At 70.9% G+C, this 21,814-nt stretch carries 23 protein-coding genes, 1 tRNA gene and 1 other RNA gene; 17 read left to right on the top strand and 8 right to left on the bottom strand.

All coding sequences use genetic code 11. The features are described 5' to 3' along the window. Window position 1 precedes the first annotated feature (1 nt). The 8 genes from AC1DX8_RS18865 (at window position 2) to AC1DX8_RS18830 (ending at window position 5,638) form a co-directional block, all read left to right on the top strand. A complete protein-coding gene (locus tag AC1DX8_RS18865; RefSeq protein ID WP_477631490.1) occupies window positions 2–427 on the top strand; it encodes a DUF3052 domain-containing protein in 426 nt (141 codons plus the stop codon). A gap of 22 nt (window positions 428–449) precedes the next feature. Further along, entirely contained in the window at window positions 450–920 is a 471-nt protein-coding gene (locus AC1DX8_RS18860; protein ID WP_477631489.1) for a peroxiredoxin, read from the top strand. A gap of 108 nt (window positions 921–1,028) precedes the next feature. After that, a tRNA-Val gene (locus tag AC1DX8_RS18855) sits at window positions 1,029–1,101 on the top strand. A 1-nt stretch (window position 1,102) separates the two neighbouring features. Beyond that, the gene (locus tag AC1DX8_RS18850; protein WP_477631488.1) at window positions 1,103–1,963 is read left to right on the top strand and encodes a Nif3-like dinuclear metal center hexameric protein; all 861 of its coding nucleotides are present in this window, start codon (window positions 1,103–1,105) and stop codon (window positions 1,961–1,963) included. After that, entirely contained in the window at window positions 1,960–2,700 is a 741-nt protein-coding gene (locus AC1DX8_RS18845; RefSeq protein WP_477631511.1) for a zinc ribbon domain-containing protein, read from the top strand. Before AC1DX8_RS18850 ends, AC1DX8_RS18845 begins: the two co-directional genes overlap by 4 nt. Before the next feature lie 44 nt (window positions 2,701–2,744). Beyond that, a complete protein-coding gene (locus tag AC1DX8_RS18840; RefSeq protein ID WP_477631487.1) occupies window positions 2,745–3,893 on the top strand; it encodes a bifunctional RNase H/acid phosphatase in 1,149 nt (382 codons plus the stop codon). A 78-nt stretch (window positions 3,894–3,971) separates the two neighbouring features. Then, window positions 3,972–4,430 (top strand): rhodanese-like domain-containing protein, encoded by a 459-nt coding sequence (locus AC1DX8_RS18835; RefSeq protein ID WP_477631486.1) that lies wholly within the window; start codon window positions 3,972–3,974, stop codon window positions 4,428–4,430. Continuing rightward, a complete protein-coding gene (locus AC1DX8_RS18830) occupies window positions 4,427–5,638 on the top strand; it encodes an O-succinylhomoserine sulfhydrylase (RefSeq protein ID WP_477631485.1) in 1,212 nt (403 codons plus the stop codon). Before AC1DX8_RS18835 ends, AC1DX8_RS18830 begins: the two co-directional genes overlap by 4 nt. A gap of 5 nt (window positions 5,639–5,643) precedes the next feature. Here AC1DX8_RS18830 and AC1DX8_RS18825 read toward each other — a convergent pair whose 3' ends face one another. Both AC1DX8_RS18825 and AC1DX8_RS18820 read right to left on the bottom strand, forming a co-directional pair. Beyond that, window positions 5,644–6,741: an SLC13 family permease gene (locus AC1DX8_RS18825; RefSeq protein ID WP_477631484.1), complete on the bottom strand. Its 1,098-nt coding sequence runs from the start codon at window positions 6,739–6,741 to the stop codon at window positions 5,644–5,646. Between the two features lie 52 nt (window positions 6,742–6,793). Continuing rightward, a complete protein-coding gene (locus AC1DX8_RS18820) occupies window positions 6,794–7,543 on the bottom strand; it encodes a YaaA family protein (RefSeq protein ID WP_477631483.1) in 750 nt (249 codons plus the stop codon). Window positions 7,544–7,618: 75 nt separating this feature from the next. Here AC1DX8_RS18820 and AC1DX8_RS18815 point away from each other — a divergent pair, with 75 nt between their 5' ends. The 6 genes from AC1DX8_RS18815 (at window position 7,619) to AC1DX8_RS18790 (ending at window position 12,932) form a co-directional block, all read left to right on the top strand. After that, entirely contained in the window at window positions 7,619–9,067 is a 1,449-nt protein-coding gene (locus AC1DX8_RS18815; protein WP_477631482.1) for an RNB domain-containing ribonuclease, read from the top strand. Between the two features lie 73 nt (window positions 9,068–9,140). After that, an RNA gene (gene rnpB / locus AC1DX8_RS18810) (RNase P RNA component class A) lies at window positions 9,141–9,538 on the top strand. Window positions 9,539–9,611: 73 nt separating this feature from the next. Continuing rightward, window positions 9,612–10,271, top strand: coding sequence for an MBL fold metallo-hydrolase (locus AC1DX8_RS18805; RefSeq protein WP_477631481.1), 660 nt, complete (start codon window positions 9,612–9,614; stop codon window positions 10,269–10,271). A 58-nt stretch (window positions 10,272–10,329) separates the two neighbouring features. After that, a complete protein-coding gene (locus AC1DX8_RS18800) occupies window positions 10,330–10,542 on the top strand; it encodes a hypothetical protein (RefSeq protein WP_477631480.1) in 213 nt (70 codons plus the stop codon). Window positions 10,543–10,560: 18 nt separating this feature from the next. Then, entirely contained in the window at window positions 10,561–11,385 is an 825-nt protein-coding gene (locus tag AC1DX8_RS18795; protein ID WP_477631479.1) for an ABC transporter ATP-binding protein, read from the top strand. Then, on the top strand, window positions 11,361–12,932 hold the full coding sequence (locus AC1DX8_RS18790; RefSeq protein ID WP_477631478.1) for a hypothetical protein: 1,572 nt from the start codon (window positions 11,361–11,363) through the stop codon (window positions 12,930–12,932). The genes AC1DX8_RS18795 and AC1DX8_RS18790 overlap by 25 nt, the downstream gene beginning before the upstream one ends. Window positions 12,933–12,959: 27 nt before the next feature. Here AC1DX8_RS18790 and ppgK read toward each other — a convergent pair whose 3' ends face one another. Then, window positions 12,960–13,733, bottom strand: a complete 774-nt coding sequence (gene ppgK / locus AC1DX8_RS18785; protein WP_477631477.1) for a polyphosphate--glucose phosphotransferase — start codon at window positions 13,731–13,733, stop codon at window positions 12,960–12,962. A gap of 28 nt (window positions 13,734–13,761) precedes the next feature. After that, the gene (map, locus tag AC1DX8_RS18780; RefSeq protein ID WP_477631476.1) at window positions 13,762–14,625 is read right to left on the bottom strand and encodes a type I methionyl aminopeptidase; all 864 of its coding nucleotides are present in this window, start codon (window positions 14,623–14,625) and stop codon (window positions 13,762–13,764) included. 50 nt (window positions 14,626–14,675) lie between these two features. Here map and AC1DX8_RS18775 point away from each other — a divergent pair, with 50 nt between their 5' ends. Beyond that, a complete protein-coding gene (locus AC1DX8_RS18775; protein ID WP_477631475.1) occupies window positions 14,676–14,858 on the top strand; it encodes a methionine aminopeptidase in 183 nt (60 codons plus the stop codon). Window positions 14,859–15,043: 185 nt separating this feature from the next. Here AC1DX8_RS18775 and AC1DX8_RS18770 read toward each other — a convergent pair whose 3' ends face one another. Beyond that, window positions 15,044–15,661 (bottom strand): class I SAM-dependent methyltransferase, encoded by a 618-nt coding sequence (locus AC1DX8_RS18770; protein WP_477631510.1) that lies wholly within the window; start codon window positions 15,659–15,661, stop codon window positions 15,044–15,046. A gap of 49 nt (window positions 15,662–15,710) precedes the next feature. Further along, complete coding sequence (fgd, locus tag AC1DX8_RS18765) at window positions 15,711–16,718, bottom strand: glucose-6-phosphate dehydrogenase (coenzyme-F420) (protein ID WP_477631474.1); 1,008 nt, start codon at window positions 16,716–16,718, stop codon at window positions 15,711–15,713. Window positions 16,719–16,797: 79 nt separating this feature from the next. Between fgd and AC1DX8_RS18760 the strand changes: the two genes are divergently transcribed. Beyond that, window positions 16,798–17,079 (top strand): M20/M25/M40 family metallo-hydrolase, encoded by a 282-nt coding sequence (locus AC1DX8_RS18760; RefSeq protein WP_477631473.1) that lies wholly within the window; start codon window positions 16,798–16,800, stop codon window positions 17,077–17,079. Here AC1DX8_RS18760 and AC1DX8_RS18755 read toward each other — a convergent pair. Together AC1DX8_RS18755 and panB are read right to left on the bottom strand one after the other, a co-directional pair. Next, window positions 17,076–18,140, bottom strand: coding sequence for a M36 family metallopeptidase (locus AC1DX8_RS18755; protein ID WP_477631472.1), 1,065 nt, complete (start codon window positions 18,138–18,140; stop codon window positions 17,076–17,078). The genes AC1DX8_RS18760 and AC1DX8_RS18755 overlap by 4 nt on opposite strands. A gap of 103 nt (window positions 18,141–18,243) precedes the next feature. Continuing rightward, window positions 18,244–19,143 carry a 3-methyl-2-oxobutanoate hydroxymethyltransferase gene (gene panB / locus AC1DX8_RS18750; RefSeq protein ID WP_477631471.1) on the bottom strand — a complete coding sequence of 300 codons (900 nt, stop codon included), beginning with the start codon at window positions 19,141–19,143 and terminating at the stop codon, window positions 18,244–18,246. 289 nt (window positions 19,144–19,432) lie between these two features. On the opposite strand from panB, the gene AC1DX8_RS18745 reads away from it, so the two are divergent. Then, entirely contained in the window at window positions 19,433–21,745 is a 2,313-nt protein-coding gene (locus AC1DX8_RS18745; protein ID WP_477631470.1) for an immune inhibitor A domain-containing protein, read from the top strand. Window positions 21,746–21,814: the final 69 nt, after the last annotated feature.

Raw genomic sequence — 21,814 nt, 5'->3', positions numbered from 1 at the left:
TGTGACCACGCCAGCGCACTCCGCGCTGCAGACATCGGTGGGCCGACTGGGCTTCACCGCCGGACAGGTGATCCAGGAGTTCGGCTACGACTCAGACGTCGACGACGACTTCCGCTTCGCCATCGAGGACCACACCGGCACCGACCTCGAGGACGAGGACTACCAGGACGTCGCCGACGCGTCCCTGATCTGGTGGCGCAAGGACGACGGTGACCTCGTCGACGCGGTCGTCGACGGCCTCACCAACCTCGGCGACGGCGGTTCCGTCGTCGTGCTCACGCTCAAGGCTGGGCGGCCGGGCCACGTCGAGGCGAGCGACATCGAGGAGGCCGCCACCACTGCCGGGCTGCACACCTCGGGCACCGTGAACGCCTGTGACGACTGGACCGCCACCAAGCTGGTCGCCCCCAAGACCGGACGGCGTTGACCTCGCTGGCAGACTGCCGACCATGACGTCACCGATCGCAGTGGGCACCCCGGCTCCGGACTTCACCCTCAGGGACCAGAACGGCCAGGAGTTCTCGCTGGCCGACTTCCGTGGGACGAAGAACGTCGTGCTGGTCTTCTACCCGTTCGCCTTCTCCGGCATCTGCACCGGAGAGCTCTGCGAGATCCGCGACGACCTCGGCGGGTTCGTCGGCGACGACGTGCAGGTGCTCGCCGTCTCGTGCGACCACATGTTCAGCCAGCGGGCCTGGGCCGACAAGGAGGGCTACTTCTTCCCCCTCCTGTCCGACTTCTGGCCCCACGGCGGCGTGGCGCAGCAGTACGGCGTGTTCAACGAGCAGGCCGGCGCCGCCCTGCGCGGCACCTTCCTCATCGACACCGAGGGGATCGTGCGGTGGACCCTGGTCAACGAGATCGGCCAGGCCCGCGACTTCACCGGCTACCACGCCGCCCTGGCCGAGCTGCGCGGCTGACAGCCCTGCACGACTGACACCCCTGCACGACTGGCCGCACCGGTCGCGGCGACCTGACAGAATGACGCCGCTGTCCGAACCCGGCCTGCTCGCCGGCGTGACGACACGGGGCCTGTAGCTCAGTTGGTAGAGCGCCACGTTTACACCGTGGATGTCGTCGGTTCGAGCCCGGCCGGGCCCACATGCACACCACCCTCGCCGAGGTCGTCCGGGTGCTCGACCACCTCTACCCGCCGTCGACCGCCCACTCCTGGGACCAGGTGGGGCTGGTGGCGGGCGACCTGGCGCAACCGGTCCGCCGGGTCCACTTCGCGGTCGACCCGACGCTGGCCGTCGTGGAGGAGGCGCGGGCGCTCGGGGCCGACCTGCTGGTGACGCACCACCCGTTGCTGCTGCGCGGCATACACAGTGTCGCCACGACGGGCGCCAAGGGAGCCACGGTCACGGCGCTCGTGGTCAACGACCTGGCGCTCTACGTGGCCCACACCAACGCCGACGTCGCCCAACCCGGGGTCAACGACGCCCTGGCGCAGGCCTGCGGCCTCACCGACGTCGAGCCCCTCGCCGTGGTCGAGGGCCAGGAGCTCGGCCGGGTGGGCCGGCTGAACCCCCCGACCACCTTGGCGGAGTTCACCGCCTCGCTGTATGCCGCCCTGCCGCGGTCCCCGGGCGGGCTGCGGGTCGCGGGGCCGGCCGATGCCTGGGTCGAGCGCGTCGCGGTCATGGGGGGCGCGGGCGACGACCTGTTCGACCAGGTGCGGGCCAGCCACGCCGACGTCTACGTCACCGCCGACCTGCGTCACCACCCGGTGCTCGAGGCCCGCGAGGAGGCCCGGGGCGGGCCGCCCTACATCGTGGACGCCGGCCACTGGGCGACCGAGTCGCTCTGGCTGACCGGTGCGGCCGAGCGGCTGCGGGCGGCGGTTGCGGCCAGCGGGGACGGGGCATCTAAGGTGGAGACCCACATCTCAACACTGCGCACCGACCCGTGGGACTTCGTGGTCGGCGCCGAACCGCCCGCTGGCCCTGGAGGTACGTCCTGAAAGCCGACCCGTCCCGTCAGTGGCGACTGCTCGACCTGCAGGCGATAGACACCCGTCTCGACCAGATCGAGCACGCTCGCAAGACCCTGCCCGAGCACGCGCGGCTGGCCGAGCTCGAGACCAAGGCCGAGGGGCTCGACTCCCTGCTGGTGCGCGCCCGGACCGAGCTGGGCGACATCCAGCGCGAGGTCGCCAAGGCCGAGTCCGACGTGCAGCTGGTCCGCGACCGTGCGGCGCGTGACCAGGCCAGGCTCGACGCCGGCACCGGCTCCGCCAAGGACCTCCAGGCGATCCAGCACGAGCTGGCCTCGCTGGTCCGCCGGCAGTCCGAGCTGGAGGACGTCGAGCTCGAGGTCATGGAACGAGCGGAGGACGCCGAGTCGGCGGTCACCCAGCTGGACGCCGAGCGGGCCACCCTCACCGCCCAGCTGACCGCGGCCACCGAGGCCCGCGATGCCGCGCTCGCCGACCTCGAGGCCGAGGCGGTGAAGGTTGCTGCCCCGCGCGCCGACATCGTCGCGGGGGTCGGCGACGACCTGGTCGCCCTCTACGACAAGATCCGCGCCCAGAGCGGTGGGCTCGGTGCTGCTCCGCTGCGTCAGCGCCGCTGCGGTGGCTGCCAGCTCGAGCTCAACAACGTGGACATGAACCGCATCAAGGCGGCCCCCGCTGACGAGCTCCTCCGCTGCGAGGAGTGCCGCCGGATCCTCGTGCGCACCGCCGAGTCCGGCCTCTGACCCGTGCCGCTGAGTGGGCGCAGGGTGGACGCAGGAGTGCACCGATGAGTGGGCGCGCGCTCGTCGTCGAGGCTGACGGCGGGTCGCGGGGCAACCCCGGGGTCGCCGGCTACGGCGCACTCGTGCGTGACGGTGCGAGCGGCCGCGTGCTCTGGGAGGGCGCCGCCCCGCTGGGCAAGGAGTCGAACAACGTCGCCGAGTACTCCGGCCTGATCGCGGGACTGGGCGCGGTCCTGCGGATCGACGCCGCCGCCGACGTCGAGGTGCGGATGGACTCCAAGCTGGTCGTCGAGCAGATGGCCGGGCGCTGGAAGATCAAGCACCCCGACATGCGCCAGCTCGCGCTCCAGGCCCGCGACCTCGCGGCGCAGATCAGCGCCGCCGGCGGCTCGGTGTCGTTCACGTGGATCCCCCGGGACCGCAACAAGGACGCCGACGCGCTCTCCAACGACGGCATGGACGGCCGGACGATCGACCGGATGCTCGCCGCCGCGGGCGAGTCGCCCGACAGTGCCGCCATGGCCGAGGTCATCGACGAGGTCATCGACCCGGTGCCCAGCCCGGCGCCACCCGGCCCGGGGGAGGGCACCCCGACCCGCATCGTGCTGGTGCGGCACGGCGTCACCGACTTCACGGTGGCTTCGCGACTCGACGGCCGTGGTGGCGCCGATCCGTCGCTGAACACCGCCGGACTCGCCCAGGCGRCCGCAGCCGGTCGGGCCACCGCCCACCTGCTCGGTGGTGCCACGGCCCGGGTGGTCACGTCGTCGCTGGCCAGGGCGAAGCAGACCGGTGCGGCGATCGCCGAGGCCATCGGTGTCGAGCCGTCCGTGGACCCGGACTGGGACGAGCAGGACTTCGGCGACTGGGACGGCGTGAGCATTCCCGACCTCGTCCGCGACCAGGCCGAGGCGCTCACCGCGCTCCGCGTCGACCCGGCCTACGCGCGTCCTGGCGGGGAGTCCCACGAGCAGCTGGCCGCCCGCGTGGTCGCAGCGTTCGACCGTGTCGTCGCGGCAGGCGGCACGACCGTCGTCGTCTGCCACCGCAAGCCCATCATGTGCGTGCTCGCCCACGTGCTCGGCATCCCGCACGACAAGGTGTGGCGGCTCGCTGCCGCCCCGGGCTCACTGACGGCCCTCGAGGTCTGGCCCGACGGCAACGTCTCCGTCGCGTTCACCAACCGCACCTGACCGCGTCGGCCCCCTGCGGATGCGTCCACGAGGTGGGCCGCTCGTCTCGCCATGTGGCGGGAGTTCTACGCTGACGCCATGAGCGCGGAGTCGATCGACGCTGAGTCCACCCCCGCTGCGTCGAGCAGCTATGCCGGAGACGTCACCCCCGAGGCCGCGTATGCCGCGCTGGCGGCTGACGACGACGCCGTCCTCGTCGACGTCCGCACGAGGGCCGAGTGGAGCTATGTCGGGCTGCCCGACCTGGGCGCCCTCGGCAAGCGCGTGGTCTGCGTCGAGTGGCAGCGGTTCCCCGACGGAGCCGTCAACGGCGACTTCGTCGAGCAGCTGCAGGATGCCGGCCTGCCCGACGGTGCACCGATCTACTTCCTGTGCCGGTCCGGGGTGCGGTCGGTCGCGGCGGCCAAGGCCGCCACGCAGGCCGGGCTGGGCCCCGCCTACAACGTCCTCGAGGGCTTCGAGGGGCCCCACGACGAACACCACCACCGGGCCGTCTCGGGGTGGAAGAACGCCGGCCTGCCCTGGCGGCAGGGATGAGCGGGGTCACCCCCGGGTGGGGAGACGACCAGGTGGAGGGCCACGGGCTGCGCCCGGACACGGTTGCCGTGCGAGGTGGTTTGGCGCGCAGCAACTTCGACGAGACCGCCGAGGCGCTCTACCTGACCTCCGGGTTCGTCTACGAGAGCGCCGAGCAGGCCGAGGCGGCCTTCAAGGACGAGGTCGACCACTTCATCTACAGCAGGTACGGCAACCCCACCGTCACCATGTTCGAGGAGCGGTTGCGCCAGCTCGAGGGGGCGCAGGCCTGCTTCGCCACGGCCTCGGGGATGTCGGCGGTGTTCGTCGCGCTGGCTGCCCTGCTCGGCCAAGGAGACCGGGTCGTCTCCTCGCGCGGCCTCTTCGGTTCGTGCTTCGTGATCCTCGACGAGATCCTGCCGCGCTGGGGGGTCGAGACCGTGTTCGTCGACGGACCCGACCTCGACCAGTGGCGTGCGGCGTTGTCGGTGCCGACCCAGGCGGTCTTCTTCGAGACGCCGAGCAACCCGATGCAGGAGCTCGTCGACATGCGCGCGGTGTCTGACCTCGCGCACGCGGCGGGGGCCCAGGTCGTCGTCGACAACGTGTTCGGCACGCCTGTCTTCTCCAAGCCCCTCGAGCACGGGGCCGACGTCGTCGTCTACTCCGCGACCAAGCACATCGACGGGCAAGGGCGCACCCTGGGCGGGGCGGTGCTGGGCACGTCCGAGTTCGTCAACGGCCCGGTCAAGAACCTCATGCGGCACACGGGTCCGTCGATGTCTCCCTTCAACGCCTGGGTCCTGGTCAAGGGCCTCGAGACGCTCTCGCTGCGGGTGGAGAAGCAGGCGGCGAACGCGCTGGCGGTGGCCGAGGCGCTCGAGGCCCACCCCCGGGTCACGAAGGTGCTCTACCCGTGGCTGCCCTCGCACCCCCAGCACGACCTCGCCCGGCGCCAGATGCTGGGTGGCGGCACGGTGGTGACCTTCGAGCTCGACGGTGGCAAGGACGAGGCCTTCGCGCTGATGAACGGCCTCCGGGTCGTCGACATCAGCAACAACCTCGGTGACGCCAAGTCGATGGTGACCCACCCGGCCACCACCACGCACCGCCGGCTCACCCCGGAGGCTCGGGCGGCCGTGGGCATCACCGACGGGACGGTTCGCATCTCCGTCGGCCTCGAGGACCCCCTGGACGTGATCGAGGACCTCGTCCGCGGCCTCGGCTGAGGCGGTCAGGCGCTGAGCACCAGGGCGCCCAGCGCCAGCCCGCCCGCGACGAGTGCGCACAGCAGGCCCTGCACGCTGAGCGACCGCAGGGAGATGTGTATGCCGCGGGCGCGGCAGCGCTGCGCCCACAGCAGGGTGGCCAGCGAGGCCCAGGGCGTCACCAGGGGCGCGACGTTGACCCCGATCAACAGGGCCATCAGCCGCTGCGGGGCGTCCGCGGTCACTGCCTCGAGGGCGATGTAGGCGGGAAGGTTGTTGACGGCGTTGGCCGCCAAGGCTCCCGCGCCGGCCACCTGCGCCAGGTCGGTGGCCGAGGTGCCCTGACCAGCGAGGGACGCGAGGGCGGGCCTGAGCCCGAGCTGGAGGGCCGCGTCGATCACGACGAAGAGCACGGCGACGGCCAGGGCCATCTTCCACGGCACAGCCACGTGTCGCACGAGGTCGCGGTCGCGCGTCCACGCCGCGGCGACCAGGACCACCGCGGCCACGCCCGACACCCACGCGGGCGGGAGCCCCACCGCGAAGAGCGGTCCCACGGCCACGCACACGGCCGCGGAGACCCTGAGGAGCACCTGGTCGTGCGGATCCGGTGGGGCGTCCGGCAGGTAGCGACCTGCGAGGTCGCGTCGGTGCAGGACGGAGAGGACCAGCACCGTGCCGACGACCGCGGCCACCGCCGGGAGCACGGCGAGCCGGACGTACCCGGCGTGTCCGACCCCCAGCAGCTGGAAGTGGTGCAGGGCAAGGAGGTTGGTGAGGTTGGAGACCGGCAGCAGCAGGCTCGCCGTGTTGGCGATCCACAGCGTGGTGAGGGCGAACGGCACGGGGGAGAGGCCGAGCTGAGCGGCGATGGCCAAGCCCACCGGTGTGAGCAGGACCGCCGTGGTGTCGAGGCTGAGGACGACCGTGCACGTCACCGCGACGAGGACGAAGAGCAGCCACAGCACGGGGGTGCGGTGCCGGCCGGCCCTCGATGCCCAGTGCCCTGCGACGTCGAAGACCCCTGCGGCGTCGGCGATCTCGGCCACCACCGTGATCGCGACGAAGAAGACGAGGACGGGCAGCACCCGGAGCAGGACGTCGCCCAGCTCTGCGCCGTTCACGCGGACCGCCGGGTCGCGCTGGTCTCGAGCGGGTTGGTCACGAGCGGGCGGGTCACGAGCGTGCGGTGGCGTCGATGACCCACGGTCGTCCGGTCCTGCCCGGCGGGGTGAGCTCGACCTCGAAGGCGTCCTCGAGCACTCGGGCCAGGTCGGGCACCCGGCGGACGTCGCGACCCACTCGGCACAGCTCGCGGGCAACCAGGCCCCTGGTGTGCTTGGCCATGTGGGTGGCGCCCGGGACCCGCACGTGCACCCATCGGTCGGCGAGGTCGCCCGTGGGTGTCCACGCCGCGGCATACGTGCTGGAGCGGCAGTCGACCACGACGCCACGGCCGGCGACGTCCGGGAGGACCGCGGTGAGCTCGGGTTTCCAGGCGCTCGCGAGTGGCCCGACCCCGGGGAGGTTCACGGCCATCGACAGCCGGTACGGGGCGATCGCGTCGGTGGGGCGGACCGCGCCGTAGAGGGCCGAGATGACGACGAGCCACCGGTTGGCCCTGCGCTTCGCGGCGGGGTCGAGGTCGGCGTAGCCGAGCGCGTCGTAGAGCACCCCGGAGTAGACCCGGGAGGCAGGGAGGGCGGGGGCGGTGTGGAGCACGAGGTTGCGGGCGATCTCCGCGGTGAGGTTGGCGCTGACCCCCAGCGTGGCAGCGGCATCGGGGTGCGCGCTGACCTCGGAGAGCGCCGCCGCGACAGCCTGCCGGGTGGGCGCGAGCTCGGGGAAGGAGAGGTGCTCGTGGACCACCGACCGGCCGCGGGTGCGCCCGGTCTTGGACTCCGACGGCGGCAGCAGGATCAGCACGGGCACCAGCGTAGGTGCAGCGTTGTCCCGGTTCGCCGACGGTTCGGGCACGGCGGGTCTGGGTAGGTTGGGGCCATGCCCAAGCGCAGCATCCACGTCCAGGAACCCACCGGCGAACAGGCGGTCCAACAGTCCGCCGCGCTGGCGGCGAGGTTCGACGCCATCCGCGCCGAGTTCTCGGTGCCGGAGGCCTTCCCGCCCGAGGTCGAGGCCGAGGCGAAGGGCGCCGCCGGGGCACCCGAGCTGCCCGACCGCGACGAGACGGCCGTGCCCTTCCTCACCATCGACCCCCCGGGGTCGATGGACCTCGACCAGGCCCTCCACATCGAGCGCGCCGGTGACGGCTACCGCGTCAGGTATGCCATCGCCGACGTGCCCGCGTTCGTGCGGGCGGGCGGCGCCGTCGACGCCGAGACCCGACGCCGCGGGCAGACGGTCTACGCGCCCGACCAGCGGACCCCGCTCCACCCCCCGGTGCTCAGTGAGGACGCCGCGAGCCTGCTGGCCGGCCAGACGCGGCCGGCGTTCGTCTGGGACATGACCCTCAAGGCCGATGGCGAGGGCACCGACGTCACGGTCTACCGCGCCATGGTGCGCAGCACCGACCGCCTCGACTACGAGGGGGTGCAGAAGGCGATCGACGACGGCTCGGCCGACGATCGGCTGCTCCTGCTCAAGGAGGTCGGGCTGAAGCGGATCGAGTTCGAGCGTCGTCGCGGGGGCGCGAGCCTGCCGATGCCGGAGCAGGAGGTCAACGAGGACGACCAGGGCCACTACCGGCTCTACTTCCGGCCGCCGTTGCAGGTCGAGGACTGGAACGCCCAGATCTCGCTCATGACCGGGATGGCCGCCGCCGAGATGATGCTGAAGGCCAAGGTCGGCATCCTGCGCACCATGCCCGCCCCTGACCAGAACGCGGTCGGCCGGTTCCGGCACGCGAGCCGGGCGCTCGGGGTCGAGTGGCAGAAGGGCACGCCGTACGGCGAGTTCCTGCGCACCCTCGACCGCACCAACCCCAAGCACCTCGCCCTGATCCACGAGGCGACGGCGCTCTTCCGCGGCGCCGGCTACACCCCGTTCGACGGCGCGCTCCCCGAGCAGACCGACCACGCGGCCGTCGCCGCCCCCTACGCCCACGTGACGGCACCGCTGCGCCGGCTCGTGGACCGGTTCGGCCTCGCCATCTGCGAGGCGCTCAGCTCCGGCGCCGAGGTGCCCGCCTGGGCTCGCGAGGCCCTGCCGTCGCTGCCCGAGGTCATGTCGGCCTCGGACAAGGTCGCCAACGGGGTGGAGCGGGCCTGCGCCGATGCCGTCGAGGCGGCGGCGCTCGAAGACCGGGTAGGCGAGGTGTTCGACGCGATGGTGGTCGACGAGCGGGAGAAGGGCCGCGCCGTCGTGCAGATCCAGGACCCTGCGGTGCTCGCCAACGCCGACGGGCAGAACGAGCTCGGCACGTGGGTCAAGGTGAGGCTCACCGAGGCCACGGTGGCGACCGGCACCGTGCGGTTCGAGATCGTCCGCTGACCCGACCCGTCCGGGGGACGGGTATGCCGCGTGGCCGGCCACGCGGCATACCTGCCCTATCCTTGGCGACGGATGAGTCGGTCAGGCGGTCGCGTCGGTGAGCAATCACCGCCGAGGAACGTCCGGGCTCCGAAGGGCAAGGTGGTGGCTAACGGCCACCCGGGGTGACCCGCGGGACAGTGCCACAGAGAACAGACCGCCACGGTGGACCACCCGGCTCCGGCCGGACAGGCACCGCGGTAAGGGTGAAACGGTGGTGTAAGAGACCACCAGCGGGCCAGGTGACTGGTTCGGCTAGGTAAACCCCACCTGGAGCAAGCTCAGACAGTGCACGTTCGAGGGCGGCCCGCCCGAGTGCACGGGTAGGGCGCTGGAGGCAGTCGGCAACGGCTGTCCTAGATGGATGACCGTCTCCCGCTGGCCGGCAACGACCAGCGGTGACAGAACCCGGCGTATCGACCGACTCATCCACCCACCCGGACGGCTCGCCGGGTGAGGTCGGGGCGGGGTGCCGAGTCAGGTGCTTTGTGCCTACGGTGAGGTCATGCGAATCACCCACCTCGGCCACGCCAGCTTGCTCGTCGAGATCGCGGACACCCGCCTCCTGCTCGACCCCGGTGCGTGGTCGCCGGCGGCGCAGGAGCTCCGCGACCTCGACGCGGTGCTGGTGACCCACCAGCACCCCGACCACCTCGACCAGGAACGGCTCCCCGACCTGCTGCGCGCGAACCCGGGGGCGCAGGTCGTCACCGACCCGGACACCGCCACGATCCTCGAGGGCAAGGGCATCGACGTCACGGCGTTCGGGGCGGGCGACACCGCCACGGTCGGCCCGGTCACCCTAACCGGGGTGGGGGAGATGCACGCGCTCATCCACGAGGAGATCCCCCTGATCCACAACACCGGGATGCGGATCAGTGCCGACGGCGAGCCCGTCTTCTTCCACCCGGGTGACTCGCTCGACGCCGAGCCGGAGGGAGTCGAGGTGCTGGCCTTCCCGCTCAACGCCCCGTGGGCACGCAGTCGCGAGATGACCGCCTTCCTGCGCCGGTTGGCGGCCCCGCACGCCATCCCGGTGCACGACGGGCTGCTCAACGCGGCCGGGCGCACCCTCTACCTCACCCAGGCCGGCAACCTCGGGTCGAAGCAGACCCGGATCCACGACCTGGCCGGGGGAGGGTCGGAGGAGTTCGGCGCGGGCTGACCGGTCCGACCGGCGAGCCGAATTTTGTTCTTAGGTTAGCCTCACCTACTCTCCTTGCGTGCCCAAGAACCCCAAGGCCCCCAAGGGAGCCACGGTCGCCAAGGCGAAGAAGAAGTGCTGCAAGGACAAGCCACGCTGCGCGTCGTGTCCTGTGGTGCTCATGCGCCTGGAGAAGATGGGCTACGCAGAGCGTGACGCCGAGAGGCCGCGCCGCTACACGGTCGACAAATCGGTGCCAAAGAAGGCAATGCTCATCGCGCGACAGCGGTGAAAGGTTAGCGTCGACACCATGTCGGACCCGCAGACCGCTCCCGAGCCCGCCGTAGCGGCCTCGCCCGTGACGACCCGGCCCCCGCAGGTAGCCCTGCGCCTGCGTGGGCTCACCAAGCGGTTCGGCCAGACCACGGCCGTCGACCGTCTCGACCTCGACGTCCCGCGCGGCTCGTTCTACGGCCTCGTGGGGCCCAACGGGGCTGGCAAGACCACGACCCTCTCGATGGCCACCGGGCTGCTGCGCCCTGACGCCGGCACGGCCCACGTCCTCGGCGTCGACGTGTGGGACGACGCCGTCGCCGCCAAGTCGCAGATCGGCATCCTGCCCGACGGCCTGCGCCTGTTCGACCGCCTCACCGGACAACAGCTCGTGACGTATGCCGGCCTGTTGCGTGGCATGGAGCGGCAGCTCGTCGCCGACCGCACCGGCGAGCTCCTGGCAGCCCTGGGCCTGACCGACGCGCGCGACAAGCTCGTCATCGACTACTCGGCGGGTATGACGAAGAAGATCACGCTCGCCTGCGCGCTCGTCCACGCCCCGAGGCTGCTCGTGCTGGACGAGCCGTTCGAGGCCGTCGACCCGGTGTCGGCCCGGACGATCAGGGGGATCCTCGAGGACTTCGCCGCCAACGGCGGGACGGTCGTCCTCTCGAGCCACGTGATGGACCTCGTCGAGCGGATCTGCACCGACGTGGCGATCATCGCGGCCGGCGTGGTCCGCGACTCCGGCACCCTCGACGACGTGCGGGCCGGCTCGAGCCTGGAGGACCGCTTCCTCGACCTCGTCGGAGGGAACACCCACGTGGAGGGGTTGGCGTGGTTGCGCACCTCCTCCGACTGAAGCTCCACCTGCTGCGCAACGGGCTGCGGCGCAGCGTCGCCGCCGTCGTGGGCATGGTCCTGGGGCTGGTCTACGGCGGCGGGTTCGTCGTCCTCCTCCTCGCGGGCCTGGTCACCGTGCGGGCGCACGACGACCCGGCGCTCGGGCGCGCCCTGGTGGTCGTGGTGGGCTCCGCCCTCGTCGCGGGCTGGGCGGTGCTCCCGATCATCCTGTTCGGCGTCGATCCGACCCTCGACCCCACCCGGTTCGCGACCTTCGCCGTGCGCGAGCGCACGCTGGCCGTCGGCCTGGTCCTGAGCGCCCTGGTCGGACTACCGGGAGTCGCCACCATCGTGCTGGTGCTCGGGACCGTGGTGGCTGGTTCACGGTCCGTCCCGGCCACCCTGGCTGCCCTCGTGGGCGGGTTGGCGGGGCTGCTCACCTGCGTCCTGCTCAGCAGGATCGTGACCGCTGCGGCATCCGCCATCCTCGCGACCCGCAGGGGACGTGACGTGGCGGGGGTCGGAGGACTGCTGCTGTTCGTCGTGGCCGGACCGCTCATCGGCGGCCTCTCCGACGGCGGTTTCGACCGTGCCAGCCTGGACCGTGCGGCCTCCGTGCTGGCGTGGACACCACTGGGCTGGGCCTGGGCGCCTGCGGGTGACCTCGCCCTCGGTGAATGGAGGACCGGCCTGACCCGTCTCGCACTGGCGGCGGTCCTGTGCCTGGTCCTGCTGGTGGCCTGGGAACGGCTCCTCGTCTCGGTGCTGCGCAACCCGCGGTCGGCGGCCGCCGGCGGCGGCAAGGTCTCCGCCGGGCTCGGGCTGTTCGGGAGGCTGCCGGCCACCCCCATGGGGGCGATCGCCGCGCGGGCCGGGACCTACTGGGTCCGCGACCCCCGGTTCAACGTCCCGGCGATCATGACCATCCTCCTGCCCGCCGGCCTCCTCATCCCCGGTCTGGGGTCCGGGTCGGACCTGGCTCTGCTGGGGATGCCGCTCGCATCGGCATACCTCATCGGCTGGGGACAGCACAACGACGTCGGCTACGACTCCACGGCGTTCTGGATGCACGTGGCCTCGGGGGTGGACGGTGTCAGCGACCGGCTGGGTCGTCTCTTTCCGTCAGGGCTGATGGCGCTCGTCTGCGTCCCCGTCTACGCGGTGCTCGGCCCTGTGCTCGGCGCACCGTGGCGGATGCTGCCGGCAACCTTCGGCACCGCCTGTGCCTTGGCCCTCAACGGTTTCGCGGTCGCCTGCGTCACCAGCGCGGTCAAGCAGTATGCCGTGCCGGCACCGGGGGAGAATCCCTTCACCAGCCGTCCGGGCTCGGCCGGGGTGACCCTCGGCGTGCAGGCCGTGTGCGGCGCGGCGGTGTGGACGCTGTCGCTCCCGGAGCTCGGCCTCGCCGTCGCCGCCTACCTCGGCGTCGACTGGGCGGCATGGGTGGCGCTCGCACTCGGACCCCTGCTCGGTGGGGTGGCGTTGCTGATCGGCACGCGCCTGGGCGCCGACCTGTTCCGCCGTCGTCAGGCGCTCCTGCTGCAGGACCTCGTCTCGATGCGCTGAGCGCGCTACCGAGCCGTCCGCTCCGTCCTACTTGTGGGCAGCGAGGTGGGCGGCCCCGATGATGCCGGCCTTGTTCTCCAGCGTGGCCGGCACGATGGGGGTCTTGAGCTTGAGGAGCGGCAGGAACTGCTCCGCGTCCTTGGAGACCCCGCCCCCGACCACGATGAGGTCGGGCCACAGCAGCGCCTCGAGGTGGCTGTAGTAGCGCTGCAGCCGTTCGGCCCACACGGGGTACGACAGGCCCTCCTTGTCCTTGATCGAGGAGGCTGCCCGCGTCTCGGCGTCGTAACCGTCGATCTCGAGGTGCCCGAGCTCGGAGTTGGGGATGAGCACGCCGTCATAGATCAGCGCGGTGCCGATACCGGTGCCCAGGGTCGTCAGGACCACCAGACCCTTCTGGCCCTTCGCTGCGCCGTAGTACAGCTCCGCCACCCCGGCGGCATCGGCGTCGTTGACCAGGATGATGTCGTGTTCCAGGACCTTCTCCAGCATCGGCTCCGCGTCGAAGTCCAGCCACGACTTGTCGATGTTGGCGGCGGACCGGACCATGCCGTGGGTCACCACGCCCGGGATCGTCACGCCGATGGGGGAGTCGCCGCGCACGTCGTCGAAGTGGTCGACGATCTGGTCGATCACCGCGGCGATGGCCTCGGGAGTCGAGGGGACCGGGGTGTCGATCCGCATCCGCTTGGCGGCGAACGTGCCGTCCGTGAGGTCGACGGGCGCACCCTTGATGCCGCTGCCACCCACGTCGATCCCCAGGGGGAGCCCGTGCTTGGCCTGCTTGGCTTCCTTCGCCATCGATCCGCCTTCCTTGCGGGGTTGCCTGCTATGCCAGCGTGAGGATCTCGTTGCCGGTCTCGGTGATGAGGATGGTGTGCTCGAACTGTGCCGAACGACGGCGGTCCGCGGTGACGACCGTCCACCCGTCGTCCCACATCTCCCACTCGGGGGTCCCGAGGTTGAGCATGGGCTCGATGGTGAACGTCATGCCGGGCTCGATCAGCGTGCTGTACGACGGGGCCGCATCGTAGTGGGGAATGACCAGCCCGCTGTGGAAGGTCCGGCCGATGCCGTGACCGGTGAAGTCACGGACGACGCCGTAGCCGAAGCGGCGGGCGTAGCTCTGGATCACCCGCCCGATGACATTGATCTCGCGGCCGGGGATGGCGGCCTTGATCCCGCGCATCATCGCCTCGCGGGTGCGGTCGACCAGCAGCCGCGACTCCTCGTCGACGTCTCCGCAGAGGTAGGTCGCATCCGTGTCGCCGTGCACGCCGCCGATGAAGGCCGTGATGTCGATGTTGACGATGTCGCCGTCCTCGAGCCGGCGGTCGTCCGGGATGCCGTGGCAGACCACCTCGTTCACCGAGGTGCACAGCGACTTCGGGAACCCCTTGTAGCCCAAGGTCGAGGGGTAGGCGCCGTGGTCGAGCAGGAACTCGTGGCCGACGCGGTCGATCTCGTCGGTGGTGACCCCCGGGGCGATCACTGCGGCGGCCGCGGCCATGGCCTGCGCCGCGATCCGTCCCGCGACGCGCATCCGCTCGATGGTCTCGGGGTCCTTCACCTCCGGCCCGGTGTCCTTTGCGGGGGCGGGTCGGTCGACGTACTCGGGCCGCACGATCGAGGCGGGCACCGGGCGGCGTGGGGACACCACGCCCGGCGCCACGCTTGCGTACGTCAACGGCATACGGTGGAGTCTAGGGACGTACGCAGATCCGTCGAGTTGGAGGGCACCCCATGGCCTACTGGTACAACGTCAGCAGCGGTCAGGTCGAGAGCGATGACAACAAGAGCCAGGGGGACGACCTCATGGGTCCCTACGACTCGCAGGAAGAGGCGTCCAAGGCACTCCAGACCGCTCGCGAGCGCACCGAGAAGTGGGACGCCGAGGACAAGGCGTGGGAGGAAGGCGAGGACTGAGCCGCTCCCGGGTCCCACGCACCGCGTGGGCGGACTGAGCCGCTCCCGGGTCCCACGCTCCGCGTGGGCGGACTGAGCCGCTCCCGGGTCCCACGCTCCGCGTGGGCGGACTGAGCGCCAGAGCGGTGAGCGGCTCGCGCGTGGTCGTCGTGCCCTCGTCGTGCTCTCGCCGGCGGGGCCGGGTCTCAGTCGCCCAGGAGGTGGACCGAGACGGCATAGCCGGAGTCGGGCCGCCAGGGCTCGCGGTCCCAGGTGCCGTGTCGTCGCAGGAGGCTCAGTCCGGCCACCTCACACGCGCGGTCGTAGTCGTCGAGCGGGGTGACCGGGCACCCCTGCGGCAGGTGGGCGGCATCGAGCCCGAAGCCCGCGACGAGCAAGCCGCCTGGCTGCAGGTGCGCGGCCAGCCTCTCCACGGTGGCGAGCAGCGTGCCGGGGGCCAGGAGCGGGATGACGTTGCCGGCGAGGACGGCGAGCTCGAAGGCCTGCGACCGCAGCTGCAGCCGGCTGAGGTCCTGCCGCACCCAGGTCGTCGAGGGGTCGCGCTGCTCCGCCACCTCGATCATCGCGGCATCGGCGTCGACGCCGACGCAGTGGTAGCCCAGGGCGGTGAGCTGGATGGCGACCCGGCCGGTGCCGCACCCAGCGTCGAGGACCCTGGCCGGTGGCGACAGCAGCGAGGCCACGAAGGCCGCCTCGCCGTGGATGTCCATGCCCTGGGCCGCGAGGTCGTCGAACCTGCGCTGGTACGCGGTCGCGGCACCCGGCCCACCGGACACCTCCGACCACAGGGTGCGGGGCTCCATCTCGGTCACCCCTCCACCCTAGGTTCGCAGTGGGCGCAGCGGAACCCGATCAGCCGAGCTCGCGCAGGCCGGGCAGCACCCGGTCGGCGAAGGTGGTGAGGAAGCGCGCCTGGTCGTGGCCCGGCCCGTGGAACACCAGGTGGTTGAAACCCCAGTCGACGTAAGGCTTCACGGCCGCGACGACCTCCTCCGGGTCGTCGGAGACGATCCACCGGGAGGCGATCTGCTCGTCGGACAGCTCGTCGCCGAGCCGCTGCAGCTCGAGGGGGTCGCTCGTGCCGTGCTTCTGGTCGGCAGTGAGCGACAAGGGGGCCCAGAAGCGGCAGTTCGTCACTGCCTGCTCACGGTCGGGGTCCCACGACAGCTTGATCTCGATCATCCGGTCGAGGTCGTCGCGCGTGCGGCCCGACTTGGCCAGCCCCTCGTCGACCGCGGGCAGGAGCTTGTCGCGGTAGAGCTCCTCGCCCTTGCCGGAGGTGCAGATGAACCCGTCACCCGACCGACCGGCATACCGGGCCACCAGCGGGCCGCCCGCGGCGACGTAGACCGGGACCGGTTGGTCGGGACGGTCGTAGACGGTCGCGTCCACGACGCGGTAGTAGTCGCCCTCCAGCGTCACGCGGTCCTCGGTCCACAGCCGGCGCATCAGGGTCACCGCCTCACGCAGGCGCGCGAACCGCTCCTTGAACTCGGGCCATTCGTCCACCGAGCCGACGACGACCTCGTTGAGCGCTTCCCCGGTGCCGATGCCGAGCATCACGCGCCCCGGGTACAACGACCCCAGGGTGCCGAAGGCCTGGGCCACCACCGCCGGGTTGTAGCGGAACGTGGGGGTCATGACGGAGGTGCCGACCTGGACGCGTTCGGTCCGCTCGCCGAGCGCCGCGAGCCACGCGAGCGAGAACGGCGCGTGCCCTCCGTCGTGCCGCCAGGGCTGGAAGTGGTCGGAGATGAGCACGCTGTCGAGCCCGACCTGCTCGGCCAGCACGCCGAAGTCGAGCAGCTCTCGGGGCGCGAACTGTTCTGCCGAGGCCTTGTAACCGATGCGCAGGGTCATGGCCCCACCGTATGCCGCGAGGCCCCGAGACCGGCGACCGGCGCCGGCCCGCGGTGCCGGGGCATGGCAGGCTCGGTGCATGGCTGGGCCGAATGCGCACGAGCAGCGGGTCGTCGACGCGGTGGACGTTGATGCCCTCGTCGCCGACCTGGCCGAGCTGGTCGAGGGCGCGCCCTACGGCTCGGACCTGCGGCACTACGCGGCCCACGGCATACCGACCGTGCAGTTCGGGCCGGGAGAGCTCGCTCAGGCGCACGCCGTCGACGAGTCCGTGCGCCTCGCTGACGTGGTCGCCTGCGCGCGGGCGTATGCCGTGCTCGCGCTGCGGCGGTGCGGGGCACCGCCGCAGCGGCAGGGCTAGAAGCTGATGCCGCGGGCGGCGAAGCGCGCCTTGACGAGCGCGGCGGCCTGCGCACCGTCACGCGCCAGGGCGGTGTCATAGGTCGCCTTGGCGGCAGCCGAGAACGACGTGTCGGGTGCGAAGCGGAACTGCGCGTCGATGAGGGTGGTGTCCCAGGCGCGAGTCGTCTTGCCCATCGCGACGTAGCCGAGCCGGATCTCCCAGAGCGCCTGGCTCCAGATCTGGCCGTCGGCGTGGACCTCGCCCTCGCGAGTGGCCACCGTCATGTTCGTGTCGAACCGTCGGATGCAGTGGGGCGCCTTGGTGTACGACGTGGCGTCCCAGTCCATCGGGCAGGCCTGCTCGGCCTTCACCGGCCAGCCGTACTGACCGGCTGCGTCGAGCCCGACCGACACGGCGAGGTAGTCGCCGAACGACTCACCGATCGAGCCCGCGTCCAGGCTGGTGCCGTAGCCGGGGACCTGCGAGGCGTGCACGGCGTGGCCGTACTCGTGCACGATCACCTCGGCGTCCTCCGCGTCGTCGACCCCGCCCTTGCCCAGACGGATCCGGTAGGGCTTGTCGGTCTGGTAGGAGTTGTCGCCGCCGTACTGGTCGATCTTGACGACGAAGGGCTGCTTGACGATGCCCGGCAGGGTCGAGCCGAAGCCGAGCGACTGCAGGTACTCCTGCGCCTGGTTGACCCAGAAGTACCCCATCACCTGCTCGAACTGGTCCTGGTGACGGGTGTAGCTGAAAGTGTTCGTCGTGCTGAATGCCGGTGTGCCCGTAGCGGACTGGACGGTGGCCCACGAGCCGCGCAGGTAGCCCGAGCCATCGAGGTTGCGCAGCGGGACCGTGGCGTAGGCGCTGCTGGGCACCGCGGCGTCGGCGTCCTTCTGGTCGGTCAGCGACTGGTCGCCCGATGACTGGACGGGGTTCACCATGAAGACCGCCCCGCTGCCCGTGGTGCTGCCGCTGCCGGGCTTCGTGGCTGACGCGGGCGTGGCCACCGCGAGGCCGAGGGCGGCGCAGGCGGCGGTGACAGTGACGAGTGCGGTGGTGCGAAGGCGCTGGGGCACGGGGTGTCCTCCTCGGTGTGTGGGCGGGTCCGGTCGGGACCCATCGGTGGACGCTAGCGGGTGAGATGCCCGGCTCGGGTCCTACCGGTGGAGGAGTTTCGGCTCACTCGAGGAACGAGTTCTCCGACGCCGGGAACGAGCCGGAGGCGACATCCGCGGCATATGCGGCGGCCGCGCGGCTCAGCTCGCCGCGGAGGTCGGCGTACTTCTTGACGAAGCGCGGTGCCTTCCCGCCCCGTAGGCCGGCCATGTCCTGCCAGACGAGCACCTGGGCGTCGCAGTCCGGTCCGGCACCGATGCCGATGGTCGGGATCGAGAGCACCTCGGTGACCCGCGCGGCCAACGGCGCCGGGACCATCTCCATGACGACGGCGAAGCAGCCGGCCTTCTCCAGCGCCACGGCGTCCTCGACCAGGCGGTCGCCCGAGTCGCCGCGGCCCTGGACGCGGTAGCCGCCAAGGACGTGCTCGCTCTGCGGCGTGAAGCCGATGTGTCCCATCACCGGGATGCCGGCGCGGACCAACAGCTCCACCTCGGGCACCATCGGCTTGCCGCCCTCGAGCTTCACGGCATGGGCGAGGCCTTCCTTCATCATCCGCGTCGCGGTGGCGAGGGCCTGCTGTGGACTGGCCTGGTAGGACCCGAACGGCAGGTCGGCCACGACCATCGCGTGCTTGGCCGCCGACGTCACCGCCCGCACCAAGGGCACGAGGTGGTCGACCGTGACCGGCACAGTCGTCTCGAACCCGAAGACGTTGTTGCCCGCCGAGTCGCCGACCAAGAGCACGGGGATGCCGGCCTCGTCGAAGATCTCCGCGGAGTACATGTCGTATGCCGTGAGCATCGCCCACTTCTCGCCCTTCTCCTTCATCGCCTGGAGGTGCGGGATGCGGATGCGGCGCTGGGGGGCGGCCTGGGCCCCGGTGCCGTAGGGCGCGGCAACCTCCCCGGCTGCGGCGGTGGGGCCGGGGACCGGCGCGGAACTCGGGGGCTGCTCGCTCATGCAAGGACCTTATCGACGGGTCGGACCCTGCGGGAGTCGACCACCACCGGCCGGAGGTTCCGGGTATCCGCTCGTTCCCGGACGAGAGCGACAGTTGCGGTCTTGTCGGGCATCGGGCTGATGGACCGTTGATCCTTCGGAATGGGCCGGGCTTCAGTTCTGGTTCTCCGCCGTTCGGTGGTTTCTTTACCAAGTTCTTAACCGCTGAACCATTGGTCTGGTAGCGCAACCGTGTTTGGGTCGCCCTTGTGTGTCCGAACAAGGACCGCCAATTTCAACTGGAGGATTTGTGAAGAGACGTCATCTGAGCGCTCTCTCGGGTGCGGCCATCGCGGCCGTCACCTTGAGCCTGGTTTCCGCTCCTGCGCAGGCGACCCCCGCGCCCAAGGACTCGGAGCCCAAGGCCGCCAACCGGGAGCACGACCTGCCCAACCCGTTGGGGGACGCCGCACGCGCCCTCCGCAAGGAGGCTGTCGACAAGCTCGTGAAGGGGGAGGCCACCACCGAGATGCGTGGGGGCCAGCGCGTCATCAAGCTCGCCGGTAACGCCAAGGCGCCCAAGGGCAGCGCGGCCGCCCGGGATCGCTTCGTGTCCTACCCGGTCGAGCGGGAGGAGGACATCTTCACCGTCCTCACCGACTTCGGCACGCAGACCAAGACCGGTTTCGACGCCACGCCGGGCCCGGTGCACAACCAGATCCCGTCGCCCGACCGCGTCTGGGACGGCAACAGCACCGACGACAACTCGACCTACTGGACCGCGGACTTCAACCGCGCTCACTACCAGGACATGATGTTCGGCGCCGGTGAGTCGTTCAAGGACTTCTACCTGAAGCAGTCGAACGGTCGCTTCGTGGCCAAGGGTGACGTCTCCGACTGGGTCACCGTGCCCTACAACGGGGCTCGCTACGGCCGGAGCAACAACGCCGATGGCTACTGGAACTACGTCAAGGACACCGCAACCGCCTGGTACGACGCCCAGAAGGCAGCAGGCAAGAGCGACGCCGAGATCACGACCTACCTGAAGCAGTTCGACAAGGTCGACCGCTACGACGCAGACCACGACGGCAACTTCAACGAGCCCGACGGCTACATCGACCACTTCCAGGCCATCCACGCCGGTGAGGGCGAAGAAGCCGGTGGTGGCGCCCAGGGCACCAACGCCATCTGGTCGCACCGGTGGTACGCCTACTCCACCGACGCCGGCAAGACCGGCCCGGAGGGCGCCAAGCTCGGTGGCGTGCCGCTGGGCAACTCCGGCATCTGGATCGGTGACTACACCACCGAGCCGGAGAACGGTGGCCTCGGTGTCTTCACCCACGAGTTCGGTCACGACCTCGGTCTACCGGACTACTACGACACCGCGGGTGGCGACAACGGCACCGGCTTCTGGACGCTGATGTCCGGTGGCTCGTGGCTCAACCACGGCACGGACTCGATCGGCACCACCCCGGGCTACATGGGTCCGCTCGAGAAGCTGCAGCTCGGCTGGCTCGACTACAAGACCGTGCCCTACGGCCAGGACATGACGGTCAAGCTCGGCTCGGCGGACCAGCCGAAGGGCACGTCGTMCTACCAGGCCCTCGCGGTCACGCTGCCGGACAAGACGGTCAAGACCGACTACAACACCCCCCGCTCGGGTTCCTACGAGTGGTGGGGCGGGGCGAACGACAGCCTCAACAACACGCTGACCCGCACGGTGGACCTCACCGGCGCGACCAGCGGTTCGGTCTCGGCCTGGCTCCAGTACAACATCGAGCAGGACTACGACTACCTCTACGCCGAGGTGAGCACCGACGGTGGTGCGACCTGGAAGGACGCGGCGGCTCCGATCTCCGGTCCGTCCGACAACGCCGGTCTGACCCCGTGGGCCCAGAAGACCTGGGACCTCACGCCCTACGCCGGCCAGAGCGTCCAGTTCCGCTTCCGCTACGCCACCGACGGCGGCCTGCACTTCGAGGGCCCGTTCCTCGACGATCTGGCCATCACGGTCGGCGGCACCACGGTCACCGACGACGTCGAGGGCGGCACGGACGGCTGGACGGCCAACGGGTTCACCCGCATGACCGGCTCCACGTCCGAGGTCGTCAGCCACTACTACCTGGCTGAGAACCGCACGTACACCGGTTACGACAACACCCTCAAGACCGGCCCGTACAACTTCGGCTGGGCGAACACCAGGCCCGACTGGGTGGAGCGGTTCCCCTACCAGAACGGCCTGCTCGTCTGGTACGTCGACGGTGAGTTCACCGACAACAACACCTCGGGCCACCCCGGTGGCGGCCAGTCGCTGCCAGTGGATGCCCGTCCGGCCCCGGTGAGGTTCGCCGACGGTGTGAAGCTGGGCAACCGGCGCCAGCCGTGGGACGCCACGTTCGGGCTCGAGCGCACCGACGCAGTGACCTTCCACCGCAACGGCACCGCCCTGACTGTTCCGTCGCAGCCGGCCATCCCGGTCTTCGACGACAGCAACCCGGACCAGTACTGGTCCGCGGCCAACCCCTGGTCGTCGGTGAAGGTCGCCGGCTCGGGCACGGTCATGAAGGTGAACAAGTCGGAGGACGGCGGCAACCTGCTGCAGGTCCAGGTCAGCTTCAAGTGACCTGACCGCGCTGGCACCCGTCAGCGCGCGCACGACACGGCGGGGCCCCGGGATCACTGATCCCGGGGC

The organism is Pedococcus sp. P2_A3 (genome assembly GCF_056405035.1).
This window is presented reverse-complemented; position numbering and strand designations above follow the sequence as displayed.

Bases quoted from the DNA above. Each gene is read 5' to 3' on its own strand.
- ppgK (WP_477631477.1), bottom strand. From the start codon at position 13,733: ATGGCGAAGGAAGCCAAGCAGGCCAAGCACGGGCTCCCCCTGGGGATC.
- map (WP_477631476.1), bottom strand. From the start codon at position 14,625: ATGCCGTTGACGTACGCAAGCGTGGCGCCGGGCGTGGTGTCCCCACGC.
- AC1DX8_RS18850 (WP_477631488.1), top strand. From the start codon at position 1,103: ATGCACACCACCCTCGCCGAGGTCGTCCGGGTGCTCGACCACCTCTAC.
- fgd (WP_477631474.1), bottom strand. From the start codon at position 16,718: ATGACCCTGCGCATCGGTTACAAGGCCTCGGCAGAACAGTTCGCGCCC.
- panB (WP_477631471.1), bottom strand. From the start codon at position 19,143: ATGAGCGAGCAGCCCCCGAGTTCCGCGCCGGTCCCCGGCCCCACCGCC.
- AC1DX8_RS18860 (WP_477631489.1), top strand. From the start codon at position 450: ATGACGTCACCGATCGCAGTGGGCACCCCGGCTCCGGACTTCACCCTC.
- AC1DX8_RS18805 (WP_477631481.1), top strand. From the start codon at position 9,612: ATGCGAATCACCCACCTCGGCCACGCCAGCTTGCTCGTCGAGATCGCG.
- AC1DX8_RS18795 (WP_477631479.1), top strand. From the start codon at position 10,561: ATGTCGGACCCGCAGACCGCTCCCGAGCCCGCCGTAGCGGCCTCGCCC.
- AC1DX8_RS18775 (WP_477631475.1), top strand. From the start codon at position 14,676: ATGGCCTACTGGTACAACGTCAGCAGCGGTCAGGTCGAGAGCGATGAC.
- AC1DX8_RS18760 (WP_477631473.1), top strand. From the start codon at position 16,798: ATGGCTGGGCCGAATGCGCACGAGCAGCGGGTCGTCGACGCGGTGGAC.
- AC1DX8_RS18830 (WP_477631485.1), top strand. From the start codon at position 4,427: ATGAGCGGGGTCACCCCCGGGTGGGGAGACGACCAGGTGGAGGGCCAC.
- AC1DX8_RS18815 (WP_477631482.1), top strand. From the start codon at position 7,619: ATGCCCAAGCGCAGCATCCACGTCCAGGAACCCACCGGCGAACAGGCG.
- AC1DX8_RS18770 (WP_477631510.1), bottom strand. From the start codon at position 15,661: ATGGAGCCCCGCACCCTGTGGTCGGAGGTGTCCGGTGGGCCGGGTGCC.
- AC1DX8_RS18835 (WP_477631486.1), top strand. From the start codon at position 3,972: ATGAGCGCGGAGTCGATCGACGCTGAGTCCACCCCCGCTGCGTCGAGC.